The organism is Brevibacillus sp. HB1.2 (genome assembly GCF_013332495.1).
Lineage (GTDB): Bacteria > Bacillota > Bacilli > Brevibacillales > Brevibacillaceae > Brevibacillus > Brevibacillus porteri.
This window is the reverse complement of record NZ_JABMIU010000005.1, coordinates 207,467-227,711: the sequence shown is the minus strand read 5'-3', so window position 1 is coordinate 227,711 and position 20,245 is coordinate 207,467. Positions and strand designations below refer to the sequence as shown.

Genomic DNA, 20,245 nt, shown 5'->3' with positions numbered 1-20,245 from the left:
AGCTATGCTGTTTATTTGAATCCCTTGATGCCTTGTAGCAAGATTTCAGAAGCATTTTCAAAAAGCTCTTCTTCTACCATTTCGAGATCGAGATTGACCCGATACTTCGCCATAAAGGCATAGAAGAAAGTGGAGACGAACATAAGAGCTGCCGTGAACGGATCTACCTTTGGCAAATGCCCTTGCTCCTGAAACTCTAGGAGCTTGTTGGACAATACCTCGACTGCGGTCATCGGCAGGCTGCTGAACATCTGCACGACTTCCGGGTGGTTATCCGCTTCAATCATGCAGATCATGAAAATTTCTTTGCGCTCGACCAATAAGCCGTAATACGTGCGTGCGTAGCTGACTAGCATTTGCTTGAGATCAGAAAACTCGCCTTGCAGCCCTTGCTCCAGCTGCTCCCGGACATCCATGATTTCTTTTAGGAGTTCTGTCAAGATGCCTACCTTGTTCTTGAAATGACGAAATACCGTCACCTCATTAACTCCTGCAAGCTCAGAGATCTTGCGTGTAGTCGCTCCCTTGTATCCCTTCTGTGCCATTAGCTGACGTGCGGCTGATAAAATTCGCTCACGGGTTTCCTGTTCCTCTTCGCCTCTCCCCCCCAGCTTCTGTTCTATATCTGGGTGATCCATAAAGCACCTCCGTGCCAAGCAAGCAATTACTTGCATTTTCATTTTTTTCCAAACTCATTATATAAAGGAACTGCATGCATGTAAATACTTGCATACAGTTCCAAATGTTAATTTTTCCTTGTCAGCCTTACCGTTGTGTCTTCGTCTTAATCTGCGAGCTTGGGTCTTGCTTGCATTCTGTGCTGTATTCGACCAGATCGATTTCGCAGTCCGGCCCAATCTCGATCTTGTTGCCGCGAACGACCTTGGCCTTTGTGTTTTCCAGATAGATTTCGTCTCCTTCGATCGTCTCTACAGACAAGGTATTGTTGAGAAAATGCTTCAACAGCTTGCCCAAGGTGCTATTCCCTGTTCGGCGCACCTCGATGTGCTCTCCACCCATTTCTTTTGCCTCACAGCCGCCATGCAAAAGCACCTCGATTCGCCCTGCATTCAGCAGTCCTCCGATACTAAACGCACCGTTTGCCCGGAACACTTCCGCTTCGCAATCCCCTGCGGTTTTCAATGACCCGAGAACCTTTACGTCCTCGCCTGCCATATTGCCCTGTACCTTGACGTTGCCACCTACTTTTAGACTCGTAAAATTCAAATCGTCCGCAACATCAAGCTGACCATATACGGATAACGTATCCATTTTCACTTTGCCTTTAATCGACGCGTTGCCCTCCACTCTTGCCGAAGAGCCAATGAGATCTCCCGTGATACTGACATGTCCTGCACAATGAAGCGACTCGCACTCTACGTCGCCATTGATCTTGCCGTAACCTTGCACATCTACTTTGTTGTATACGCCACCCGTAGCATTCACTGCCCCATGAAAGATCAAATCTGTTTTATTATTGTTCTCGTTCTGCATGGTATGGTCTCCCCCTACATAAATTTTGCTTTTAATTCTTCGATGCAATTGGCGAAAATGAGCCGCGTCACTACCTTTACACCGTTGTCAAAATACATTTCGGTAGAGCCAGATACCAACACGAACGTGGAAATCCCCATCTTGCGCATAAAAATCAGCTCACAAGGCTTCCCATCGAACTTAGGATAGTGGCTAGCCAGTACCTGCAGCAATCCGCCGCCTTCTTCTACAGTTAAGTCTCCTGCTGCCAAAAGTTTTTCCAACACATAGGCGTATAGTGCCTGCTGGAAGGTAAAGGTCCTTAGGCTTCCGAGAAAAACGTTAAACACTTCTAAAGAGGTAACAGAAACAATGTTTCGTGCCAATAGTTCATCTGCGGACAATGACGTTTCACTCATATTTGGTGAAAACATGTCCGCCAATTCATCCAGCGACAAGTCGTCTTTCATGTTCAGGATCTTGTCGATTCGAGCTAAAATCTGTTCGCGCGGGAAAAAGGTTTCTTGCCCTGTAAAAGTCGCTCGGCGAATGAACCACTCCTCTGGAATCAAGTTCTTTCGTTTCCAACGGTATAACTGTCCGTACGAAATGCCTGTCAGCTCCAGCAGGTCCTTCTTCGAGATTACATTTGTGTCCAAGTGAAGCACCTCCAAAAACAATGTAACATAACACTGTTACGTTATTCAACTACAGACTGTTTGACACTCGAGGGACTGTCACAAAATCCCTTTAGCTGGATCAAATAAGTGATTTGAATGCAGAAAGGAAGCATGACATATGAAAAAACAAACACTAGCCGTGACAAGTATGATTGCCTTGCTGTTATCCGTTGCATCTCCATTTACAAACACACAAGCGCCAGCATATGCAGCTGGTCAGGCGCCAGCAGTAGAGCCAGAAATGAAAACCCTTGCTCAGTTAAACAAAAATGTCGTAGAAGCGGCGAAACAAGCGATGCAAAAACAGGCTGGCGGCGTGCCGATCGAACTGGACGAGATGATGGGAGAAACGACAGATTGCTGGGTGATTTCGGCCAAAAACAACAGAGGTGAGGTGCTCGTTACCAAGCAGGAGGGCAAGATTGTATCCGTATCCGTGAAATTAAAATGGAGCGAAGTGGCTGCTGATTTGCAAAATACAGCTACGAGCACGTTAAAAGAAATGGATCATCAGCATGCCTTTACGATTGATTGGGTAGAACGGATCAATTGGGAAAAAGAAAACATTTGGCAGTTCAAAGGGCAAAATGCCTCGGTCAGCATTGACGCTGCCACCGGGAAGGTCAACGCTGCGACATTGAATTATACAAACGAGAAAATGAACCCCAAAGTGGTCGATACAGCGCAAAGGGCGCTGAAGCCTCTTTCCAACGGTAAAGCATCGGCGCTGCTTCCTGACGTAACACTGATGAAAGAATCAAAAGAACGCTTGGATCAAGTATGGAATTTCATGGATATGGAACGAAAATACAGAATCGTCATAGGGGCGAAAACAGGGAAAGTAGTGGCAGCGACCATGTTCAGTGAGTTCAGAGATGGGAACTATACCGCGGACGAAGATATTCCCAAGGTGTTTGCCAAACCATTCTTTACAAAAGAAGCGGCGATTGCTGCTGCCAACCCGATGATGAAAAAAGTTTTTAACCTCGATCTGACCGGATACAATGTTTCGTCCAAATATAACGTATATACGTTTACGAAAAAGGGGAAACCGACTGTTACAGCAGCGATCAACCATAAAGGAATCTTCTATGATTTCGCCGTTACGCCGGAAAACGGCTTGATCAACTAGGGATGCTCTAAGATATTGGGGCACAATCCACCTTTACCAAATACACCAATGAAACCACCTATTGAAAGGTGGTTTCATCGTGTTGGCCGTTCTTATGTAAATTCTGCTTGCATCAAGCGTTTCAGATCAGTTGGTATTGGTGCCTCGACTACAATCTCTTTTTCGAGAAGCGGATGCAAAAAAGACAACTTGGAAGCATGCAGAGCCTGTCGGCGTAACAAACCTCTCGCTCCTCCGTACATCGTATCGCCAGCAAGCGGGTGTCCAATATGGGCAAAGTGAACGCGAATCTGATGGGTACGCCCCGTCTCCAGCCAAACGCGTGCGAGCGTCATTCCCTCAGAGGTCTGTTGTACCTCGTAATGTGTGATGGCAGGATCGCCACTCTCCACAACACGGCGCTTCGTAGGATGACGCGCATCTCGGCCAATTGGCGCATCAATCGTTCCAGCTCCCTCTGACAGCACGCCACTGGCAACCGCAAGATACTCGCGATGAATGCCTCCTTCGCGTAGTAGCCTGTCAGCCAATTGATGACCATAGCTACTTTTAGCTACAAGAATAGCTCCTGATGTATCTTTATCCAGCCGATGCACAGGATGTACACTCGTCTGCTCACCCCTTGCCGCCAGTACGGCAGCGAGTGCATGTACCAGTGTGTCGGTCTCCTGTTTAATCGGGTGCACCATCATGCCTGCCGGTTTGTTTGCAATCAAGAGATGATCGTCCTCGTACAAAATATCGATGGACGGCATTGGTGTAATCGGTCCCTCGGGCTTCGTATCATGTTGGGGCTGCCCAGGTGCTTGTGCTTGCGATTGCTCTTGCCTCTCGATGACACGAACAGCGATTGTATCTCCCACTTTTACTTGTCTTTGCAGGAAGGGCTGCTTGCGATTGAGTAAAATCCCCTTACTTCTCGTCAGCCGCTGCATCATACGACCCGACACGTTGAGCTTTTGCCGGACGATTTGTTCTACGTTCATTCCCGTGTCTTGTTCACTGACGATGTATTCGATCCAATCTTTGCGGCTCACGTCTAATCCCTCTGTTCCATGCTTTTTTCTTATTGTAGCAAAAGGATGCCAGAGATGCTCGTCTGTAGTCGTCCCCTTACATTTGGCGGTGGGGGAAGCCCTGTCACATGTCTTCCAGTCGCCTGTATCCTCTCTTCGTTCGGGCGGTCTCCTTCCAGACATGTGACAGTGCTTACGGACAGCTTGTGTTTGCTTCTTGCTTTTAGAGCGTTTTGGTTGTGATACAAGGGAGGTTTAGAACTTTCATCAACATGAATCAACTTACAAGAAGTTAAACAACAGCCACATAGAAGAAGCGCATTTCCAGTCCAAGCGCCTCTGGAGCCCAACCCAGCTCCGGAATAAATGGCGGGGAATTTCAGCTTCACTTATGAAACCCTTCCTCGAAACTTCTACGTTTGAAGCGCTCCCGCCATTTATTCCGGAGCGGGCAGTCAATCCCCTTTGCGGGGCGTAGGCCGAAGCGTAGACTGGAAATGCGCTTCTTCCTTCACAACGGCTACTTTATAAAGCAAAAACCACCACGCTAAGCATGATGGCCCTGTTAACTTACCCTTTTAAGTTTTCCGGATTGAGTCCTTGCAGCTCTGGCAAAACGAACAAACCGTCTTTGCGAATCAGCACATCATCAAACCAGATTTCTCCGCCGCCATACTCGGGACGTTGGATGTTTACCATATCCCAGTGGATTTGGCTGCGGTTGCCGTTATCTGCGTTGTCGTATGCACGTCCTGGTGTGAAGTGGAAGCTGCCGGCAATTTTTTCATCGAACAAGATATCATTCATTGGGTGCAGGATGTACGGATGCACACCAATTGCGAATTCCCCGATGTAGCGCGCTCCTTCGTCCGTATCGAAAATTTCGTTGAGTCTCTCGGTGTTGTTAGAAGTCGCCTCGACGATTTTTCCGTCTACAAACTTCAGGCACACATTTTCAAATTTCGTGCCCATGTAGCTTGTTGCTGCGTTGTACGTAATGGTTCCATTCACGGAGTTACGCACTGGGGCTGTAAAAATCTCGCCGTCTGGAATGTTGCGAAGCCCGGAGCAAATGATACTAGGGATGTCCTTGATTGAGAATTGAAGATCTGTTCCAGGTCCAACAAGACGCACTTTGTCCGTGCGATCCATCAGTTGCTGCAAAGGCAAAAAGGCTTCGTGCATCTTTTTATAGTCAACGGAACATACGTCAAAATAAAAATCTTCAAAAGCAACGGTAGACATGTTGGCATTTTGCGCCAAAGCCGTGGTCGGGTAGTTGAGCAGTGTCCAACGTACATTGTTGGTCAGGTAGTCATTCAATTCTTGCATCACACTTTGGTGTGCACGACGACGCTCTACCGGGACATCGGCCATCTCACTGTCGTTGGACGGACCATTGATGACGATATATGTATCCAAATCTTTGTACATTGGCTCTTCCCATCTCGCCAAATGAGTCGCACGCTCTGCACTTGCACCGAGCATCAGCTCACGTTGGATAGACGGGTCAATAATCCGTACGAACGGATAAGCTCCCAAGTCATACGCCTGCTTAACCAATTCTTTTGCCAAAGCGTGACCCTCGCCACGAACTTCAATCAACAAGCTTTCTTTTTCCTTCAGGCGTACAGAATGGCTCAGCAAATTTGTAGCCAGCTTAACGATGCGTGCATCCAGCATGCGATATCCCCCACATTCCTAACATGATTGGTTATTGTTAAAAAATATTTTACCGAATGAAGGTACCTTTTTCAATTCTCGATGTTCTTGGTACTATTCAAAAAAAACCAAAAAATTATCTTGCATAAATTCGACTCTTTCGAGTATTCTAATCAACAAGAGTTTACCTATGTAAAAATTTTGAAAGACGGGAGTGCTGAGTTCATGGTGTTTTCTGTAGTTATCTTCGCTTAGGTGGGGCCTCTCTAAGGGGCACTGCCTCTTACAACCCTATCAAAAGCTAGAAGCTGCAGGATGCCTGAACCGCTTCCGTCTTTTTCCCGATATAAATTGCGGGCCATGTTCTTGGGTGAACAGTCGGTTTACTGTACCTAAAATTAAAGGTATATAACCGTCTCTCTTTTGTACACCATTGAACTGGTTATTTCCCGCCACCCTTGTATCGTTTGATAAAGCGCAAGTGGAAGAGCATTGTCTCTACCCCGTTTGCGCTTTTTTACGTGGAATTTTTCCAAGAAGAGAATCGCAGTCAAAGCACCTGCAGAAATAGAATGGAGGAATTCGTGTCATGATATGGCGTTCGTGGGATCTTAACTTGAAGGTACGTCTCTTTGGTGAATTGATTACGCACACCTTCTTTTGGATGTACTTTCCGTTTATGGCGATTTATTTTAGCGATACGTTTGGGAAGGATGTAGCGGGTCTTCTGTTGATGGTACCACCGCTGCTCGGGATGCTGTCCAACCTGTTTGGCGGATATTTGGCTGACCGGGTAGGTCGCAGGTTCACGATGCTGCTCTCGCTCTGTACATCGACCGTGATGTTCGCCCTGTTTGCTTTCTCCCCGTCTCCTTGGGTCGACTATATTGCCTTCATCGGGATCGGGATCGCTGGGGCTCTCTACTGGCCTGCCAGCTCCGCCATGGTGGCTGATTTGACCACAGAAGAAGATCGAAGAATTGTCTTTGCTACCTTTTACACAGCGATGAACATCGGGGTGGTTGCGGGTCCCGTATTGGGTTCTGTCTTTTTTGTTCATTACCGCCCGCAGCTGTTAATGTTCTGTACCATCGTTGAGTTGCTTTTTGCGATTGCCGTCTTTTTCCTGATCAAAGAAACGCTGCCTGAACACGTCCGTCAGGAGAAGGCAAAGGAGCGTTTTTCCCTAATTCAGCAATTCAAGAGTTACGCCATTATTTTCCGAGATAAAGCATTTGCCCTGTACATTGGCGCAGGGATTTTGATCGCCATTGGATTCATGCAGTTGGACATTTACATGGCGTTGTATGTCAAAGAGCATGTTATGCAGCAGCCCTTATTTTCGTGGGGCAATTGGACTTATTCTGTCGGCGGAACCAGCGCATTCGGCTGGCTCATGGCTTTAAATGGTTTTTTGGTGGTTCTGTTTACACTGCCGGTCACACGCTGGTTTGAAAACTGGAGCGATCGCAACAGCCTCGTCATCTCCTCCATCTTATTCGGTCTCGGCCTGTTCTTGATGGCCTTTACGACGAATATTTGGCTCCTGTTCGGCTGTATGGCGATTTTGACATTCGGCGAGCTGATGCGCACACCAGTCGCCCAGAGCTTTATCAGTAAATACTCGCCGGAGGATGCACGCGGTCAGTACATGGGAGCTTCTTCGCTCCAGTTCTCCATTGGTCGCTTCTTCGCTCCCCTGACGATCGGACTATCCCAATGGCTCACTCCTGTTGGTGTATTCGGTGTCATCCTGGGCTTTACCTTAGTCAGTGCCTATCTGTATATCATTTTATTCCGGATGATTGGTACCATTGAAGTTAGCAAGAGTAGCTAGAGTAGAGCATGTCCGTTCTACCAAATCTCCTCCTCTCATATAAATGAGTCATAGATAGCTTGACCAGGAGGGGATCGTCATGAACCAGCCGAATGCCTTTGCTACATTTAAAGAACATCGAGGAATCGTCTACCGAACTTCTACCTATCTTCAATGGGGAGCGAATTCAGAGGGGCATCGTTCTCTTGGGAGCTGTCTCTTACTGAACCCTGGTAGTGCCAAGCTTTTTCGTGAAAGACCTGCTCCCGGTCATAGCGTCATAGGTCAAACCACACTCGATCCCACCATGCGACAATTGATCCGGCTGGTGGAGGCGATCTATGGAAAGCGGGCATTGGCAGGCAGATTCCATATTTACAACCTGTTTTCCGTACAAAATGCTGATGCCGTGAGTGCCATTTCTCATTTCGAGCAGCTCATTCACGAGAAAGAAACGACGCTTGCGGCTCAGCTCGTATCTACACAGGAACTGCAAAAGCATCCGTGGCTCCTGCTGGGGTGGGGGCTTTCACATCACCATTCCTGGCAGCATTTTTCTTCGCTCAAGAAACTGTGGAAACAACGGATCGCAGCAGCAGGGATACCGACTTTTGGCAAGCCCTGCCCCAAGGGAATCGATTACTACCATCCGAGTCCGCTTCTACATGCGACGAAAGAAATGATCCTGGAGGAACTGGTGGAGATCTATAGGAAAACGATTGGGCGAAAGTCTGCCCATCCGCTTTAGATAAAAAAAAGAGTCTGTCTCCCCACAAAGCGGGAAACAGACTCTTTTCCATTCACTACGGCATCTCGCTGCCCTCGAAAAATTCCGTTCTGTCAAAACGACCGCGCATCCATTTGTACGTATCTTCATAGATGGCGCGCTTGACAGGGTCCGTGCTCTTGACAGACTCTAGCAATGTCTTGGAGCCGAAGTAGTAAGCGTGTACGTTGTTTTTATCCATCCCCAGCTTGTGGGTGGCCACTAACTGATTGTAGTAGGTCTGATAGAACTTCGGATCATTGTACATCTTCCAGTCGCCTTCGATCTCGATGTCCATGTCGTACTTGTTGACGACGTCCAGTACCCCTTGAATACGGTCAATTCCTACCGGCTTGTCGCTATAATAGCTTGGCTGCAGGAATGCCTTATCGAAATAAAGAGATTTCCACTCGGACACTCCCGGTGCACCGAAATACGGAATCCAATAATATCGCAACGCCTCGTCATGCACCATGCTACCCATGTCACGAATCAGCTGGCGTTCTTTCGGTGCACCATCCTCCACCAGCTCATGGAACCAATAGATTCCTTCCAGCTTCAGATACGCGTATCCTTCCTTGTTCCAGCGCTTCATGAGCTCCTGGAAGTACCATTCCAGTGCAGCTTTGCGGTTCTGATACGCTTGCTCTTCCCCAATTCCCGCAGGGCTGAAGGAAAGGGATGGTTTCTTTTCATCCAGCTGGCCAAAATTGGTCTGACTGGCATTCGGATATGGCAGAGCCAACACAACATTTTCCTGCGTCGGTGTTGAATACAGCGTTCCGCGCAGGCGATTGTATTCCCGCATAGCTTGGTTAAGAGCATCCAGCTGCTTATTCGAGCCGAACAAATCATTCATATACGTTGTCCAGCTTTCCTTCGTAGCAGGAATAGTCTGATACGGCAGGAACAAAATCGTGTCAAACATCTGGTCACGCATATAACCATCTACGGTGCGGTAACCAACCATCGGGAGGAAATCCTCTTTGGTCCATGTCCCGAGTTCGCCATGCTCTCCGGTATAAGCGAGCAGCATATTTTCCACACGACGTCCTGCTTGTTTGGCATCTTCCAGCTTTGCCGGGTTTGGTGGCGGCAACAAGACAGCGCCATTGTTCCACTCGCTATCCGTTTTTGCCCATACCTCCAGCTGGCGAGCGAACGTAAATACTTTCACCGGGAAAGATACCCGGACATAACGGGTGTTGACGTCCGGCAAGGTCACGCTCAATGTGCGTGTAACCAGCTTGTCCTCTTTGGCGGAAACATCGTGAACGGCTCTTCCCGCATACGACCACACTTTTCCGTCGCGAGATACCTCGACTTCCATGTATTCTGGCATCGTGATGCCCGAGGTCTTCTGTTGCTTAAACGTCAGCGCAACTCTCTCCAATGGCTTCGCCTCGTCGAGCTCAACGGTCACCTTACGCCCAAACTGACGGTGGTATCCCGTCCAGTCTTCTGTAGGCGTAACAAGCCCGCCTACTGGACCCGGATATTGTTTCTCCAGCTCTTGGAAATACGAATCTGGCGCTCCAAAAGTAGTAACCGATGTATAACTGCCTGGTGCGATATTGACCAGTTTGTCCTTCTCTGCTGGCTCTTTCGCCTCTTCTTCTGGATCAGCAGGCTTCGTTGTATCCGTTTCTGTTGCTCCGGTGTCTGCGTCTGGCTTTTCTCCCTCTACTACCGTCTTGCTTTCATCGACTTTCGTTGCCGAGTCATTGGCGGAAGTCACCGGCGCAGTCTTTGGCGTGTCCTCTACCTTTTCGACAGCTGGCTTACCAGCGTCCTTGATCTCAACGGGAATCGTCGTCGTTTTGTAGCCGACTGTCACCGTGAGATTTCCTTTTCCTGCTGTAGGACCAGCAACAAAGGTTCCGTCAGCCGAAACGGCTCCCAGCTCGGGACGATCAAAAGCGAAAATAGGTGTAAAAGGCAGATCATCTCCGCCGATGCTGCTTACCTTCAAGCGTTGGCTCGTGCCAGCAGCCAAACTCAGCCGCTCTACATCTACCTTGTATTTCACCTGTTCTGCTTGCTGGTAGCGTGCATCCAAGACGCGCTCAGCGATCACAGCAGCCTCTGCACGCGTGACAGTACCTGTCGGATTAAACTTGCCGCCTGCACCTTGCATCCAGCGCTGATTCGTCACTTCTTCCACGGCCGTTTTGGCATAATTGGCGAATTCTTCTTCATCGCTGTATGCAACAGGAGTCTGACCTGCCACTTTGGTTACAGCGCCTTCTTTCATCAAGCGAGACAGCATGACAGCCAGCTCTTGTCGTGTAAGCGGGTCTAGAGCACCCATCGTGTGCTCACTTCTACCGTTCATCACACCCAACTCAGAGAGTCCATATACGTATGGTGCATAAGGACTTTCCAGTGGTACATCTTCAAAAGCGGCATCGTCGATTTCTGTTGGTTGAAGACCGATTACTTTTGTCAAAAGCACCGCAATATCCTGTCTAGAAATCGTGTTTTGCGGGTTGAAGCGGTTTTCTCCCTGACCACTGATCATATGAAGGGCTGCAAGTCTGGTTACGGCTTTACTGGCGTAGCTGTTGCCCAAATCCGTAAACTCCGTTTGCGCTTCTTCTTGTTTTTTGAACTGATCTTCCAGCTTCTTGGTCTGTTCTGCTGGTTTCTCGCTCTCCACCGCCGGTTTCTCTGGCTCTGTCGCAGCATGAGTCAACGGCGTGCTTTGGACCAGTAATGTCGTCGCTGCCAATAGCGCAGCCAGCATTCTGCTCCCGAATCTACTCTTGCTCATTGCATTTTCTCCTCCAATTATGCCCCTTCTTTAGAGGTAGTTCAAAAAGTCATCTTTGAACAATACTCTTATGTCTACTCGGTCGGGGTAACCATTGGCCCGCGCGGCGGTCTAGGTCCGAAAAACTGATAGTAATCTACCTTGATATTTCCGTTGTAGAGCTTGCGCTTTTTGCTTGCTGTACGACCAAAATGCTCCTCAAACTGTTCATCGGACGTAATAACATAGAAAGACCACGTATCCATGGCAGCAAAGGTTTCCCCCATTTCGCCATACATCTTGGCAACCTGCTTCCATTCTCCCAAGCGCTCCCCATAAGGTGGGTTGCAAATTAAGTAGCCGTACTTGCGCTTGGTCCGCACATCCCTCACATCCATGCGCTGAAAATGAATCAGGTCATCTACACCGGCCTCAGTGGCGTTGTGGCGGGCAATTTTCAAGATCTCGTCATCCATATCTGTCCCGATAATCTCCAGCTTTTGATCATAACGAGCCAAATCATGGGTCTCTGCGCGCGCTTCACGCCAAGCTGTTTTCGGAATGATAGGCCACGCCTCGGAAACGAATTCCCGATTCATCCCCGGAGCGATGTTTTGTCCGATCAGTGCCGCCTCAATCGGAAGTGTACCCGAACCACAGAATGGGTCCATGAATACCCGATCAGGCTTCCAGCGAGACAGCATAATCATCGCCGCAGCCATGGTTTCCTTCAGTGGCGCTTGTCCGATCAATTCCCTGTAGCCGCGCTTGTGCAGGCCCGGTCCTGACGTATCAATCGTCAGCGTCGCCACATCCTTGAGAAGTGCCACCTCGATCTTGTACAGCGGCCCTTGCTCATCGAACCACTCGCGCTTGTAGGTCTTTTTCAGACTTTCTACCACTGCTTTTTTCACGATCGCTTGGCAATCCGGCACACTGAACAAGGTAGATTTGACCGATTTCCCTTCCACTGGAAACGTCCCATCCTCTGTGATCCAATCGGCCCACGGCAGTGCTTTTGTCTGTTCAAACAGCTCGTCAAACGTAGTCGCTTTGAACTCCCCTATCTTAAGACGCACGCGGTCGGCAGTTCGTAACCACAAATTTGTGCGGGGAATCGCAGAAATATCTGCGGTGAACGTTACCTTGCCGTTTTCCACCTGTACCGGACCGTATCCGAGTGCCTTTACCTCTTCTGCTACTACTGATTCCAAACCAAAAGTCGCCGTAGCGATCAATTCTACTTTTTGCATATGTAATCTCCTGTCCGTCCGATATCCTTCGGGCAAATGCCCTGTCCTACTACCTTACATATTATATTACCCCATTTACGAATAGCGTTGGTAAACTTGTCTAAATTCAAAAGACCCATCACCGAAAAACAGTGACGGGGTACGGCATGTGGATCATCCATATGGGACATCCTACGAAAAACTTTGCGTACGGGAGGGAGTCAGGGTGCCAGAATTACCTGAGATGGAGACCTATCGCCGACTGCTACAGGAAAAAATCGGTGGCGGAACAATTACTGCCACACATGTTCAGCGGGAAAAAACGATTAATCTACCACCTGCGGAATTTGCTCGTCTCTTGCAAGGCAATCGCCTGACACTTGTCGACCGACGTGGCAAGCATCTTCTCTTCCATCTGGAAAGTGGACATGTCCTGCTGCTTCATCTGATGCTCGGCGGCTTTCTATACCTGGGCTCTGCGGAAGACAAGCTGAAGAGAACCGCCCAAGTGACTCTTGCCTTTGACGAGCGCATTTTATATTTTCACGGCCTCCGCTTAGGCTACCTGCACTTGCTCACCAACGTTCAGATCGACGAGAGACTGGCTCCACTCGGTCCGGAGCCATTGGACCCGCTGTTTACCTTTCCCCGATTTACGGAGCTACTCGCTGACAAGCGCAGCGTCCTCAAAACAGCATTAGTCAATCAGCATTGGCTGGCGGGCATCGGCAACTGCTATGCGGACGAAATCTGCTTTCATGCCGCCATCCTGCCTACCCGGACGATCCCGACGCTTTCTTTCGAGGAACAAAAACGACTGTATCATTCCATGCAAACCGTGCTTACAGAAGCCATTCGATTCGGCGGTTACATGCAACCGCTCTTTTCCGGTGATTCCCTGACAGGTGGCTTCGATGAGCGCTGTCAGGTGTACGATCGAGGCGGAGAGCCTTGCCCGCGCTGTGGACAGCCTATCGAACAGAGCGAGCTCTCCTCCCGCAAAGTGTTCGCCTGCACGAACTGCCAGCATTGACAGGAGCGTATTCACTCCCTAGACGACAGGAGTCTTTGCGGCTTCCATCTGCTTGATCATAAACACTTGCTCCGTCTCGGAAGGACTGAATCCCGCCGCTTGCAGGCTTTCGACAAGCAAGGTATCAGCCGCGCGCAAATTAAACGTAGAACGGCGGCAATCGTGTGCAAGCGGCCCATACACGTGCGCGAGTGCGGTTTTCAAAATGTCTTGGGCATCAGGATGCTCTGGCTGTGCAACACATTGACGCAGCACGATCCCACTCACTTTGCCTTCTTCGTTTATCGAACACTTGTACATCGCATAGCCGACCGCCTGACCCTCTCTGTCTTCTATAAGCACGGCCTGCGCATCTCGCAAGTTCAGCCAGTAATTTTGCCATGGGACATCGGTCACGTAAAACGGCAGCATGGCGACTTCCGGAGCCAAAATGCGCCGAACCCGATAATCAGCCTGTACATTTGTCTGAAAGGCATTCTCTGCCAGCGGCCCACTCTGCTGTAAAAACAACAGACGATCCACAACGTCATAGCCTTTTTGCTCATACAAGGCAATCGCTTTGGTATTTTGGCTCAATGCCTCCAAGGTAGCTACCTCCACCCCAGCTTCCCGGTACAAATCCAATGTCGCCTCAATCAGTTGCTTCCCTACTCCTTGTCGACGATATTCCGTGGCGACACCCGTTCCACCATTCCACGCGACTTTTCGCCCTGCAATGGTTCTCATCCCGCTGGCCACTACGCCAATCGGCTCCGTGCCGTCAAAAGCAACCACAGACAGGGACAGCACATATCCCTCGCCCCCCAGTCGTTGGACAAGCATTTCTTCTGTCATCGTAAACTCGATAAAATAGCCTTCAAATCCTCTGTTCCACGCTTTGGTCACTTCTGCAAAGGTACAGTCGCTCATCCGTTTGATGGTAATCATGGTATCACCTTCCTGATATTTGATAAAATAATTTTAATCGATAAAATCAAAAAATTCAATCATCTCGGAACACCTTTCTCCAGCTTTGTCACCCACACGCCTGACATGGTAAAATTAAATAATCACTTACTCGGGAGGTTCCTATGCGCAAACAGCTTACGGTCGGTTCGCTCATTCCTGGACGATCTGACGTACAGATGTCGAGTCCAGCCCCCGTTCCCGTGCAGACGCATACATCATTGAAAAAAACAGAAATGAGTCCGGCTCGCCCCCAATCAGAGCAGAAGCTCGTACAGGTGAAGCAACGCTCACAAACGATGCCAGTCCGGTACACTCCCTCTCAGACACTATTACAAGCTGCGCTCACGCAAGATCAACCCATCGCTTACAAATGCCAACAAGGGCATTGCGGCAAGTGCAGTGTACAGATCGTAGCTGGTGCATCATTACTCGACACCCCAACCGGACAGGAAAAAGCAAAGCTGGGAGAAAAACTCGCTACAGGCTATCGCCTCGCTTGTCAGAGCACATTTCGCTCTTCGATTCCTACATAGAGGGTATTTCTAATAGAAAAAGGTGGCCGTAGCATGAATCCTACACGCATCCTACTATTCGCTGGGGGCAATCTGGGCAACTGGGCGATCCAAGAGATTCGCGAAAATGATTGGCTCGTCGGCGTTGACAGAGGTGCCTTGTTCCTCATTCGCAACGGTCTTGTGCCAAGATTGTCGATTGGTGACTTTGATTCTGTCAGCACCGAGGAAATGGCAGAAATTGAACGCCACAGTATGCACGTCTCCTCCTGCGATCCCGTCATGAAAGATTTGACTGATACAGAGATGGCGCTTACTTGGGCAATCGAGCAACAGCCCGAGGAGATTGTGCTGCTTGGTGTACTTGGCTCTCGTTTTGACCATATGCTGGCAAACGTACACTTGCTGAACAAAGCGTTGCAGACGGGCACCAACTGCCTCATCCTCGATGAGACCAATGAAATCCGTCTGATTGACCGCCATAGTACGATCGAGCAGAATCATTTTGATCATATCTCTCTGCTGCCTTTTACACCGGAAGTCACAGGGATCACCTTAACTGGATTCCTCTATCCGTTGAAGGACGCGACCCTGCGGATTGGCGACACGCTTGGCATCAGCAATCTGCTAACGGAACAGACTGGAACGATCACGATTCAAACGGGCAAGCTGCTCGTTGTCAAAAGCAAAGACTAATCGTTAGAAAAAGAAAGGATCTCCCTGCATGATGCAAAACAATGGAGATCCTTTTCCTTTTCCCTGCACAAATGCAGGCTACTCTTCCTCTACCTGCATCGGCAACTGCCAATCAATCTCTTGAAGCTCGCGCGAACGCAAAAACTCATTGGTCCGCGAAAAAGGACGACTGCCAAAAAAGCCGCGATTCGCCGAAAATGGGCTCGGATGCGGGGAGGCGATGACGAAATGCTTGTTTCGGTCAATGAATGCCGCTTTCTCCTGCGCATGCTTTCCCCACAGGATGAAAACAAGGGGAGTCTCCCGGTCGTTCAACAAATGAATAATTCGATCCGTAAACGTCTCCCACCCAATGTCCTTGTGCGAATTCGGAGTGCCGCGACGAACCGTCAGAACGGTGTTCAGCATCATGACGCCTTGCTTCGCCCAATGGTTCAGGTAACCATGCTGGGGAATTTCAAAACCGACATCGCTTTTCAACTCTTTGTAAATGTTGACCAGAGACGGAGGCGGCTTGATTCCCGGCTTGACCGAAAAGCTCAATCCATGTGCTTGTCCCGGTCCGTGATACGGGTCCTGCCCCAAAATCACAACCTTTGCATTCTGATAGTCAGTCAGGTGCAGCGCTGTGAATATATGAAACATATCTGGGTAAATTGTCTGTGTCTGATACTCTTCCTTCAACGTCTGACGAAGCTTTACATAATAGGGCTTTTCGAATTCATCGGCCAATACGGGGGCCCAGTCATTTTGCAATATGGTAGTCATGTTCCTCACCTTGTCCGCTGTTTTTTTCTACCTTACCACAAACCTCCCCATCACTGAACCACTGATTCGAGAACTAGGACCATTCTGACTTGGTCCTATCTTTCCCATGTTTCCTAGTCTTTGTTTCCTAGTACCCTCGTTTGATAGCTTTTCTCCTATGATCTTTGACATAATGATTGCTGGGAAGATTTAGAGAAAAGAGAAAGGGAGAGGGTTTCACATCATGAAATGGGACATAAAGTCATTTTTGGGGGGCATTGTTGTAGGTTCGGTGCTCTTTTCCGGAATTGCCATTGCAGCACCCGCTTTTCCAGACGCGGAAGAAGGAATGAAAACACCGTTCACCTACTACTTTGACGGGATGCCGAAATCACCAAACAGCGACGTACAAGGCATCATGTACAAAAACTCCGTCTATGTACCAATCCGCTTCGTAGCAGAGAACCTGAACAAACCGGTCATTTACGATGCGAGAACCAAATCGATTTTCATCGGTAAAATTCCAACAGCAAAAATGTACTCCAAAATGGAAGCGATCGAGCTGGTGAAAAAGAAATTCGCTGGCAAACTCTCGCCGACACATGTAGTCGAGTACGCTCATGACGACGAAAAAGGTCACTATGTCATCCAAGTGTACCAAACGGTCGTGAACAACTTCCAATCTGGCGACAGCTACACCAGTACGTATGGCTGGTTCGTAGTGAACCCGAATACCGGGGAAATTAAGTCGTTATTATAATTTCTTCTGCACTTATTTATTCGTACGAAAAAGACAGCGGACTAGGGACCCGCTAGCACCGGAGGATATCCTTCCGGTGCCTTTTTTATTTACTGGAAAAATTTAGATTGATTACCACTTGTCCCATGTGATACGATCTCCCTACCGAAACTTAACAGACATTTTTATTTACTATTTATTTTATATAAGGAGTGAACTTGTTTATGTCTACCTTACCGAACTGGGCGAGTTTATACCTTCAACGTTTACAGCTAGATCACAAGTCCCCTAACCTCTCTTATCTCAGTGAGCTCTGTCGCGCGCATCTGCAGACCTTCCCTTATGAAAATGTAAGCAAGCTGCTCTTCTTCCGTGACGGAAAACATGTGGCACCGACCCCTGAGGAATATGTGCACAATGCGATCCACCATCATTTTGGCGGCACATGCTATACCACCAATCACAGCTTTCTCGCGCTACTTCGCTCCCTTGGCTTCTTTGGTCACCTCATCTTGCCAGGCGGTGGGCATACTGCCATCCTGATCGACGGTCCGAACACAGGAGAGACACCCGTCTATGTGGATACGGGGGCTACCGCTCCTATCTTTGAGCCGATTCATTTTCTGGAAGACGGGAACCATTCCAGGCCTTTTGGCACTGTTTCGATGGAATTGACCAAAAGTCCCGATCATCCTGAACACTATCGCTTTACGCGGTATGAAAACGGAAAAGTGGCAATTCCTCCGTGGGATTTTCATCCGAATGAACGAAAAGAACTGTCCGACTTGTCGGAGGTCATCCGCTCCTCTTTTTTACCAGACGCCTTATTTTTGAATCGACTTCACATTCATCGTTTTCAGCTAGAGCAAGATCGCTTCGTGGTCCTCAAAAACAACACTCTCCACATCGGTTATTCAGATGGCACAGACCAGATAACACCACTCCACACGATCTCTGATATAGAAGCCGCCGTAGCCGATGAAATGCAATTGCCACTTCTCCCTGTTCGCGAGGCGGTAGAAATCTTGCTCGAACGTGGTATTGATATTTTCTCTGCCCCCAAGAAAAAAGAAGTCCCACTTGAAAACGAAGCTCTCGATCGTCCTACCATTTGCTAATATCTGGTTGACAATGATAATATTTCTCAATAATATGGAAAAGTAGGGAAATGGTATATAAGGAGTGTCGCACTTCATGATGATGGAGATAAAAACATACGTCGTCCAGGAAGGTCATTCTGACAAAATCGTACAAGGCTTTAGCGAGCCTGGTGCTGTTGAGAAGGCTCCTGGTTTTGTAGATTTGAGCGTGCTGGTACAGAAGCCACGCAAAGGTGAAGAAGAAGTGGTCGTCATAATCCGCTGGGAATCAAAAGAAGCATGGAAGCAGTGGGAGTTGAGTGATGTTCATCTGGCAGGTCACCGCGAAGCGCGCGAAGAAAAAACCCCTGAGTGGTACATTAGCGGCAATACCGGCCATTACGAGTTAAAAGCGAAAAAAGAACCGCAGCCTTCGTAAATACAAACAAACCAGCCCAGACCTCGGAAAAACTCCGATCAATCCAGGCTGGTTTTTTATTTTCCTCTATCCTTTTTCCAAACCGTATTTCTCCATCTTCCGGTACAAGGTCGACAAGCTGATTTGCAGCTCATTGGCAATCGCGGCTTTGTCCTGTCCAAACTTGCCTGCATTCAAATATCGGTGGAGAATGGAGCGTTCATATTCTGCCACCAGCTTTTCCAATCCCAAATCGCTGCCTACTGTCGTCGGTTCATCCTCGAACAGCAAATACTCAGGAAGCTCCTCGTTGCCGATGACTTGCCCCTCCGCCATGTTGACCATATACTCGACGGCATTTTCCAGCTGACGAATATTCCCCGGCCACTCGTATGCCTGTAGTCGTTGGACGAGCTGGGCTTCGAGCTCCAGTCTACCTTTTTGCAGCAACGTCCCGTATCGATACAGAAAATGCTGCAAGTAAAGCGCAATATCCTCCGTGCGTTCACGCAACGGCTTTAACCGCAAGGGGATGACATTGAGTCGATAATATAAATCCTCGCGAAACGTTCCTTCCCTGACCATGCTCTCCAAATCTCTGTGTGTAGCAGCAATAACACGTACATCCACGCCTAGCGTCTTCACGCCGCCTACCCGATCTACTGTTTTCTCCTGAAGGACGCGCAGCAGCTTGGGCTGGAGGGACAACGGAATATCGCCTACTTCATCCAGAAAAATCGTTCCCTTGTGGGCCAATTCAAATTTTCCCGGCTTCCCTTCGCGTCTCGAGCCTGTGAATGCGCCACCTTCGTACCCGAACAACTCGCTTTCTAACAAGGTCTCAGGAATCGCCGCGCAATTGACTGCGATAAATGGCTGTCTGCTGCGCGCACTCTCGCAGTGAATGGCTTTTGCTAACAGCTCCTTGCCCGTTCCGCTCTCTCCCCGGATCAAAACAGTGGAAATACTGTGCGTCACTTTTTTCGCTTTGGCAATCACATCGCGCAAGCCAGTTTCTGCCCCAATCAGCTGGGCGAAATACACCGGATGAACCGAGGCCTGCGGCATTTCCTCTTGAATGTTACAGCTCTTCTCCCGTTGCGCATCCAGCTCTAGCAGCTTGTGCTCAATCAAGGAACTCGTATGCTGCAAAAACGGCATCCATTTTTCCGAGTGGTGCAGCATTTTTTCTTTTTGTTCAGGGGAAAAACCAATAATTCCGATGACCCCTACCGTCTTCTCCCGTTTGTGCACCGGAAATCCAATCGTCGCCAGCTCCCGGCATTGCTGCAAAAACTTGCAATTGCCACACTCCGATTCGTTCTTTTTCATGTCAAAGATCATTCCCGGCTGTCCGGTTTGCAGGATCATTCGAAAAAACGATCCCTCCGGTGCAGGCAATCCAATCAACTCCTGATAGTAGCCGGTCCCGCTCACACGTATCCCTTGTTCATCCAGGATGGTGACATCGAGTCCCAGTACCTTGGAAATATTGTCGGCGTACGATTGAATGAATTCCTCGATCCGGGAAAACTCTGTCATGC

At 48.8% G+C, this 20,245-nt stretch carries 19 protein-coding genes; 9 read left to right on the top strand and 10 right to left on the bottom strand.

The features are described from left to right. Window positions 1-11: 11 nt before the first annotated feature. The 3 genes from HPY28_RS14940 to HPY28_RS14930 form a co-directional block, all read right to left on the bottom strand. On the bottom strand, window positions 12-638 hold the full coding sequence (locus HPY28_RS14940) for a TetR/AcrR family transcriptional regulator (RefSeq protein ID WP_174230841.1): 627 nt from the start codon (window positions 636-638) through the stop codon (window positions 12-14). 127 nt (window positions 639-765) lie between these two features. Beyond that, window positions 766-1,494, bottom strand: a complete 729-nt coding sequence (locus tag HPY28_RS14935) for a polymer-forming cytoskeletal protein (protein ID WP_017252426.1) — start codon at window positions 1,492-1,494, stop codon at window positions 766-768. Between the two features lie 14 nt (window positions 1,495-1,508). Continuing rightward, a complete protein-coding gene (locus tag HPY28_RS14930) occupies window positions 1,509-2,132 on the bottom strand; it encodes a YhbD family protein (protein ID WP_026043397.1) in 624 nt (207 codons plus the stop codon). Between the two features lie 139 nt (window positions 2,133-2,271). Here HPY28_RS14930 and HPY28_RS14925 point away from each other — a divergent pair, with 139 nt between their 5' ends. Further along, window positions 2,272-3,285 carry a hypothetical protein gene (locus HPY28_RS14925; RefSeq protein ID WP_174225240.1) on the top strand — a complete coding sequence of 338 codons (1,014 nt, stop codon included), beginning with the start codon at window positions 2,272-2,274 and terminating at the stop codon, window positions 3,283-3,285. 92 nt (window positions 3,286-3,377) lie between these two features. Here HPY28_RS14925 and HPY28_RS14920 read toward each other — a convergent pair whose 3' ends face one another. Continuing rightward, window positions 3,378-4,322, bottom strand: a complete 945-nt coding sequence (locus HPY28_RS14920) for an RluA family pseudouridine synthase (protein WP_174230840.1) — start codon at window positions 4,320-4,322, stop codon at window positions 3,378-3,380. Window positions 4,323-4,871: 549 nt separating this feature from the next. Then, window positions 4,872-5,984, bottom strand: a complete 1,113-nt coding sequence (locus HPY28_RS14915; protein WP_106834756.1) for an aminopeptidase — start codon at window positions 5,982-5,984, stop codon at window positions 4,872-4,874. A 568-nt stretch (window positions 5,985-6,552) separates the two neighbouring features. Here HPY28_RS14915 and HPY28_RS14910 point away from each other — a divergent pair. Both HPY28_RS14910 and HPY28_RS14905 read left to right on the top strand, forming a co-directional pair. After that, window positions 6,553-7,800 (top strand): MDR family MFS transporter, encoded by a 1,248-nt coding sequence (locus tag HPY28_RS14910; protein WP_174230839.1) that lies wholly within the window; start codon window positions 6,553-6,555, stop codon window positions 7,798-7,800. 79 nt (window positions 7,801-7,879) lie between these two features. Continuing rightward, window positions 7,880-8,527: a hypothetical protein gene (locus HPY28_RS14905; RefSeq protein ID WP_174230838.1), complete on the top strand. Its 648-nt coding sequence runs from the start codon at window positions 7,880-7,882 to the stop codon at window positions 8,525-8,527. A 55-nt stretch (window positions 8,528-8,582) separates the two neighbouring features. On the opposite strand, the gene HPY28_RS14900 is transcribed toward HPY28_RS14905, so the two are convergent. Beyond that, window positions 8,583-11,117, bottom strand: coding sequence for a DUF4855 domain-containing protein (locus tag HPY28_RS14900; RefSeq protein ID WP_371813485.1), 2,535 nt, complete (start codon window positions 11,115-11,117; stop codon window positions 8,583-8,585). 275 nt (window positions 11,118-11,392) lie between these two features. Beyond that, complete coding sequence (locus HPY28_RS14895; RefSeq protein ID WP_173623297.1) at window positions 11,393-12,550, bottom strand: THUMP domain-containing class I SAM-dependent RNA methyltransferase; 1,158 nt, start codon at window positions 12,548-12,550, stop codon at window positions 11,393-11,395. A 205-nt stretch (window positions 12,551-12,755) separates the two neighbouring features. On the opposite strand from HPY28_RS14895, the gene HPY28_RS14890 reads away from it, so the two are divergent. Continuing rightward, window positions 12,756-13,562 (top strand): Fpg/Nei family DNA glycosylase, encoded by an 807-nt coding sequence (locus HPY28_RS14890; protein WP_174230836.1) that lies wholly within the window; start codon window positions 12,756-12,758, stop codon window positions 13,560-13,562. An 18-nt stretch (window positions 13,563-13,580) separates the two neighbouring features. On the opposite strand, the gene HPY28_RS14885 is transcribed toward HPY28_RS14890, so the two are convergent. Beyond that, window positions 13,581-14,489: a GNAT family N-acetyltransferase gene (locus HPY28_RS14885; RefSeq protein WP_174230835.1), complete on the bottom strand. Its 909-nt coding sequence runs from the start codon at window positions 14,487-14,489 to the stop codon at window positions 13,581-13,583. Between the two features lie 143 nt (window positions 14,490-14,632). Here HPY28_RS14885 and HPY28_RS14880 point away from each other — a divergent pair, with 143 nt between their 5' ends. Together HPY28_RS14880 and HPY28_RS14875 are read left to right on the top strand one after the other, a co-directional pair. Beyond that, the gene (locus HPY28_RS14880) at window positions 14,633-15,043 is read left to right on the top strand and encodes a 2Fe-2S iron-sulfur cluster-binding protein (RefSeq protein WP_017252439.1); all 411 of its coding nucleotides are present in this window, start codon (window positions 14,633-14,635) and stop codon (window positions 15,041-15,043) included. A 33-nt stretch (window positions 15,044-15,076) separates the two neighbouring features. Beyond that, window positions 15,077-15,718, top strand: a complete 642-nt coding sequence (locus tag HPY28_RS14875) for a thiamine diphosphokinase (RefSeq protein ID WP_017252440.1) — start codon at window positions 15,077-15,079, stop codon at window positions 15,716-15,718. A 78-nt stretch (window positions 15,719-15,796) separates the two neighbouring features. On the opposite strand, the gene HPY28_RS14870 is transcribed toward HPY28_RS14875, so the two are convergent. Beyond that, a complete protein-coding gene (locus HPY28_RS14870) occupies window positions 15,797-16,486 on the bottom strand; it encodes a uracil-DNA glycosylase (protein WP_069851122.1) in 690 nt (229 codons plus the stop codon). 223 nt (window positions 16,487-16,709) lie between these two features. On the opposite strand from HPY28_RS14870, the gene HPY28_RS14865 reads away from it, so the two are divergent. From HPY28_RS14865 to HPY28_RS14855, 3 genes are all read left to right on the top strand, one after another. Then, window positions 16,710-17,225, top strand: a complete 516-nt coding sequence (locus HPY28_RS14865; protein ID WP_017252442.1) for a stalk domain-containing protein — start codon at window positions 16,710-16,712, stop codon at window positions 17,223-17,225. Between the two features lie 203 nt (window positions 17,226-17,428). Beyond that, window positions 17,429-18,322, top strand: a complete 894-nt coding sequence (locus tag HPY28_RS14860) for an arylamine N-acetyltransferase (RefSeq protein WP_017252443.1) — start codon at window positions 17,429-17,431, stop codon at window positions 18,320-18,322. Between the two features lie 76 nt (window positions 18,323-18,398). Beyond that, complete coding sequence (locus HPY28_RS14855; RefSeq protein WP_017252444.1) at window positions 18,399-18,722, top strand: antibiotic biosynthesis monooxygenase family protein; 324 nt, start codon at window positions 18,399-18,401, stop codon at window positions 18,720-18,722. 66 nt (window positions 18,723-18,788) lie between these two features. Here the strand turns inward: HPY28_RS14855 and HPY28_RS14850 are convergent, their stop codons facing one another. Further along, window positions 18,789-20,243 (bottom strand): sigma-54 interaction domain-containing protein, encoded by a 1,455-nt coding sequence (locus tag HPY28_RS14850; protein WP_017252445.1) that lies wholly within the window; start codon window positions 20,241-20,243, stop codon window positions 18,789-18,791. Window positions 20,244-20,245 lie beyond the last annotated feature (2 nt).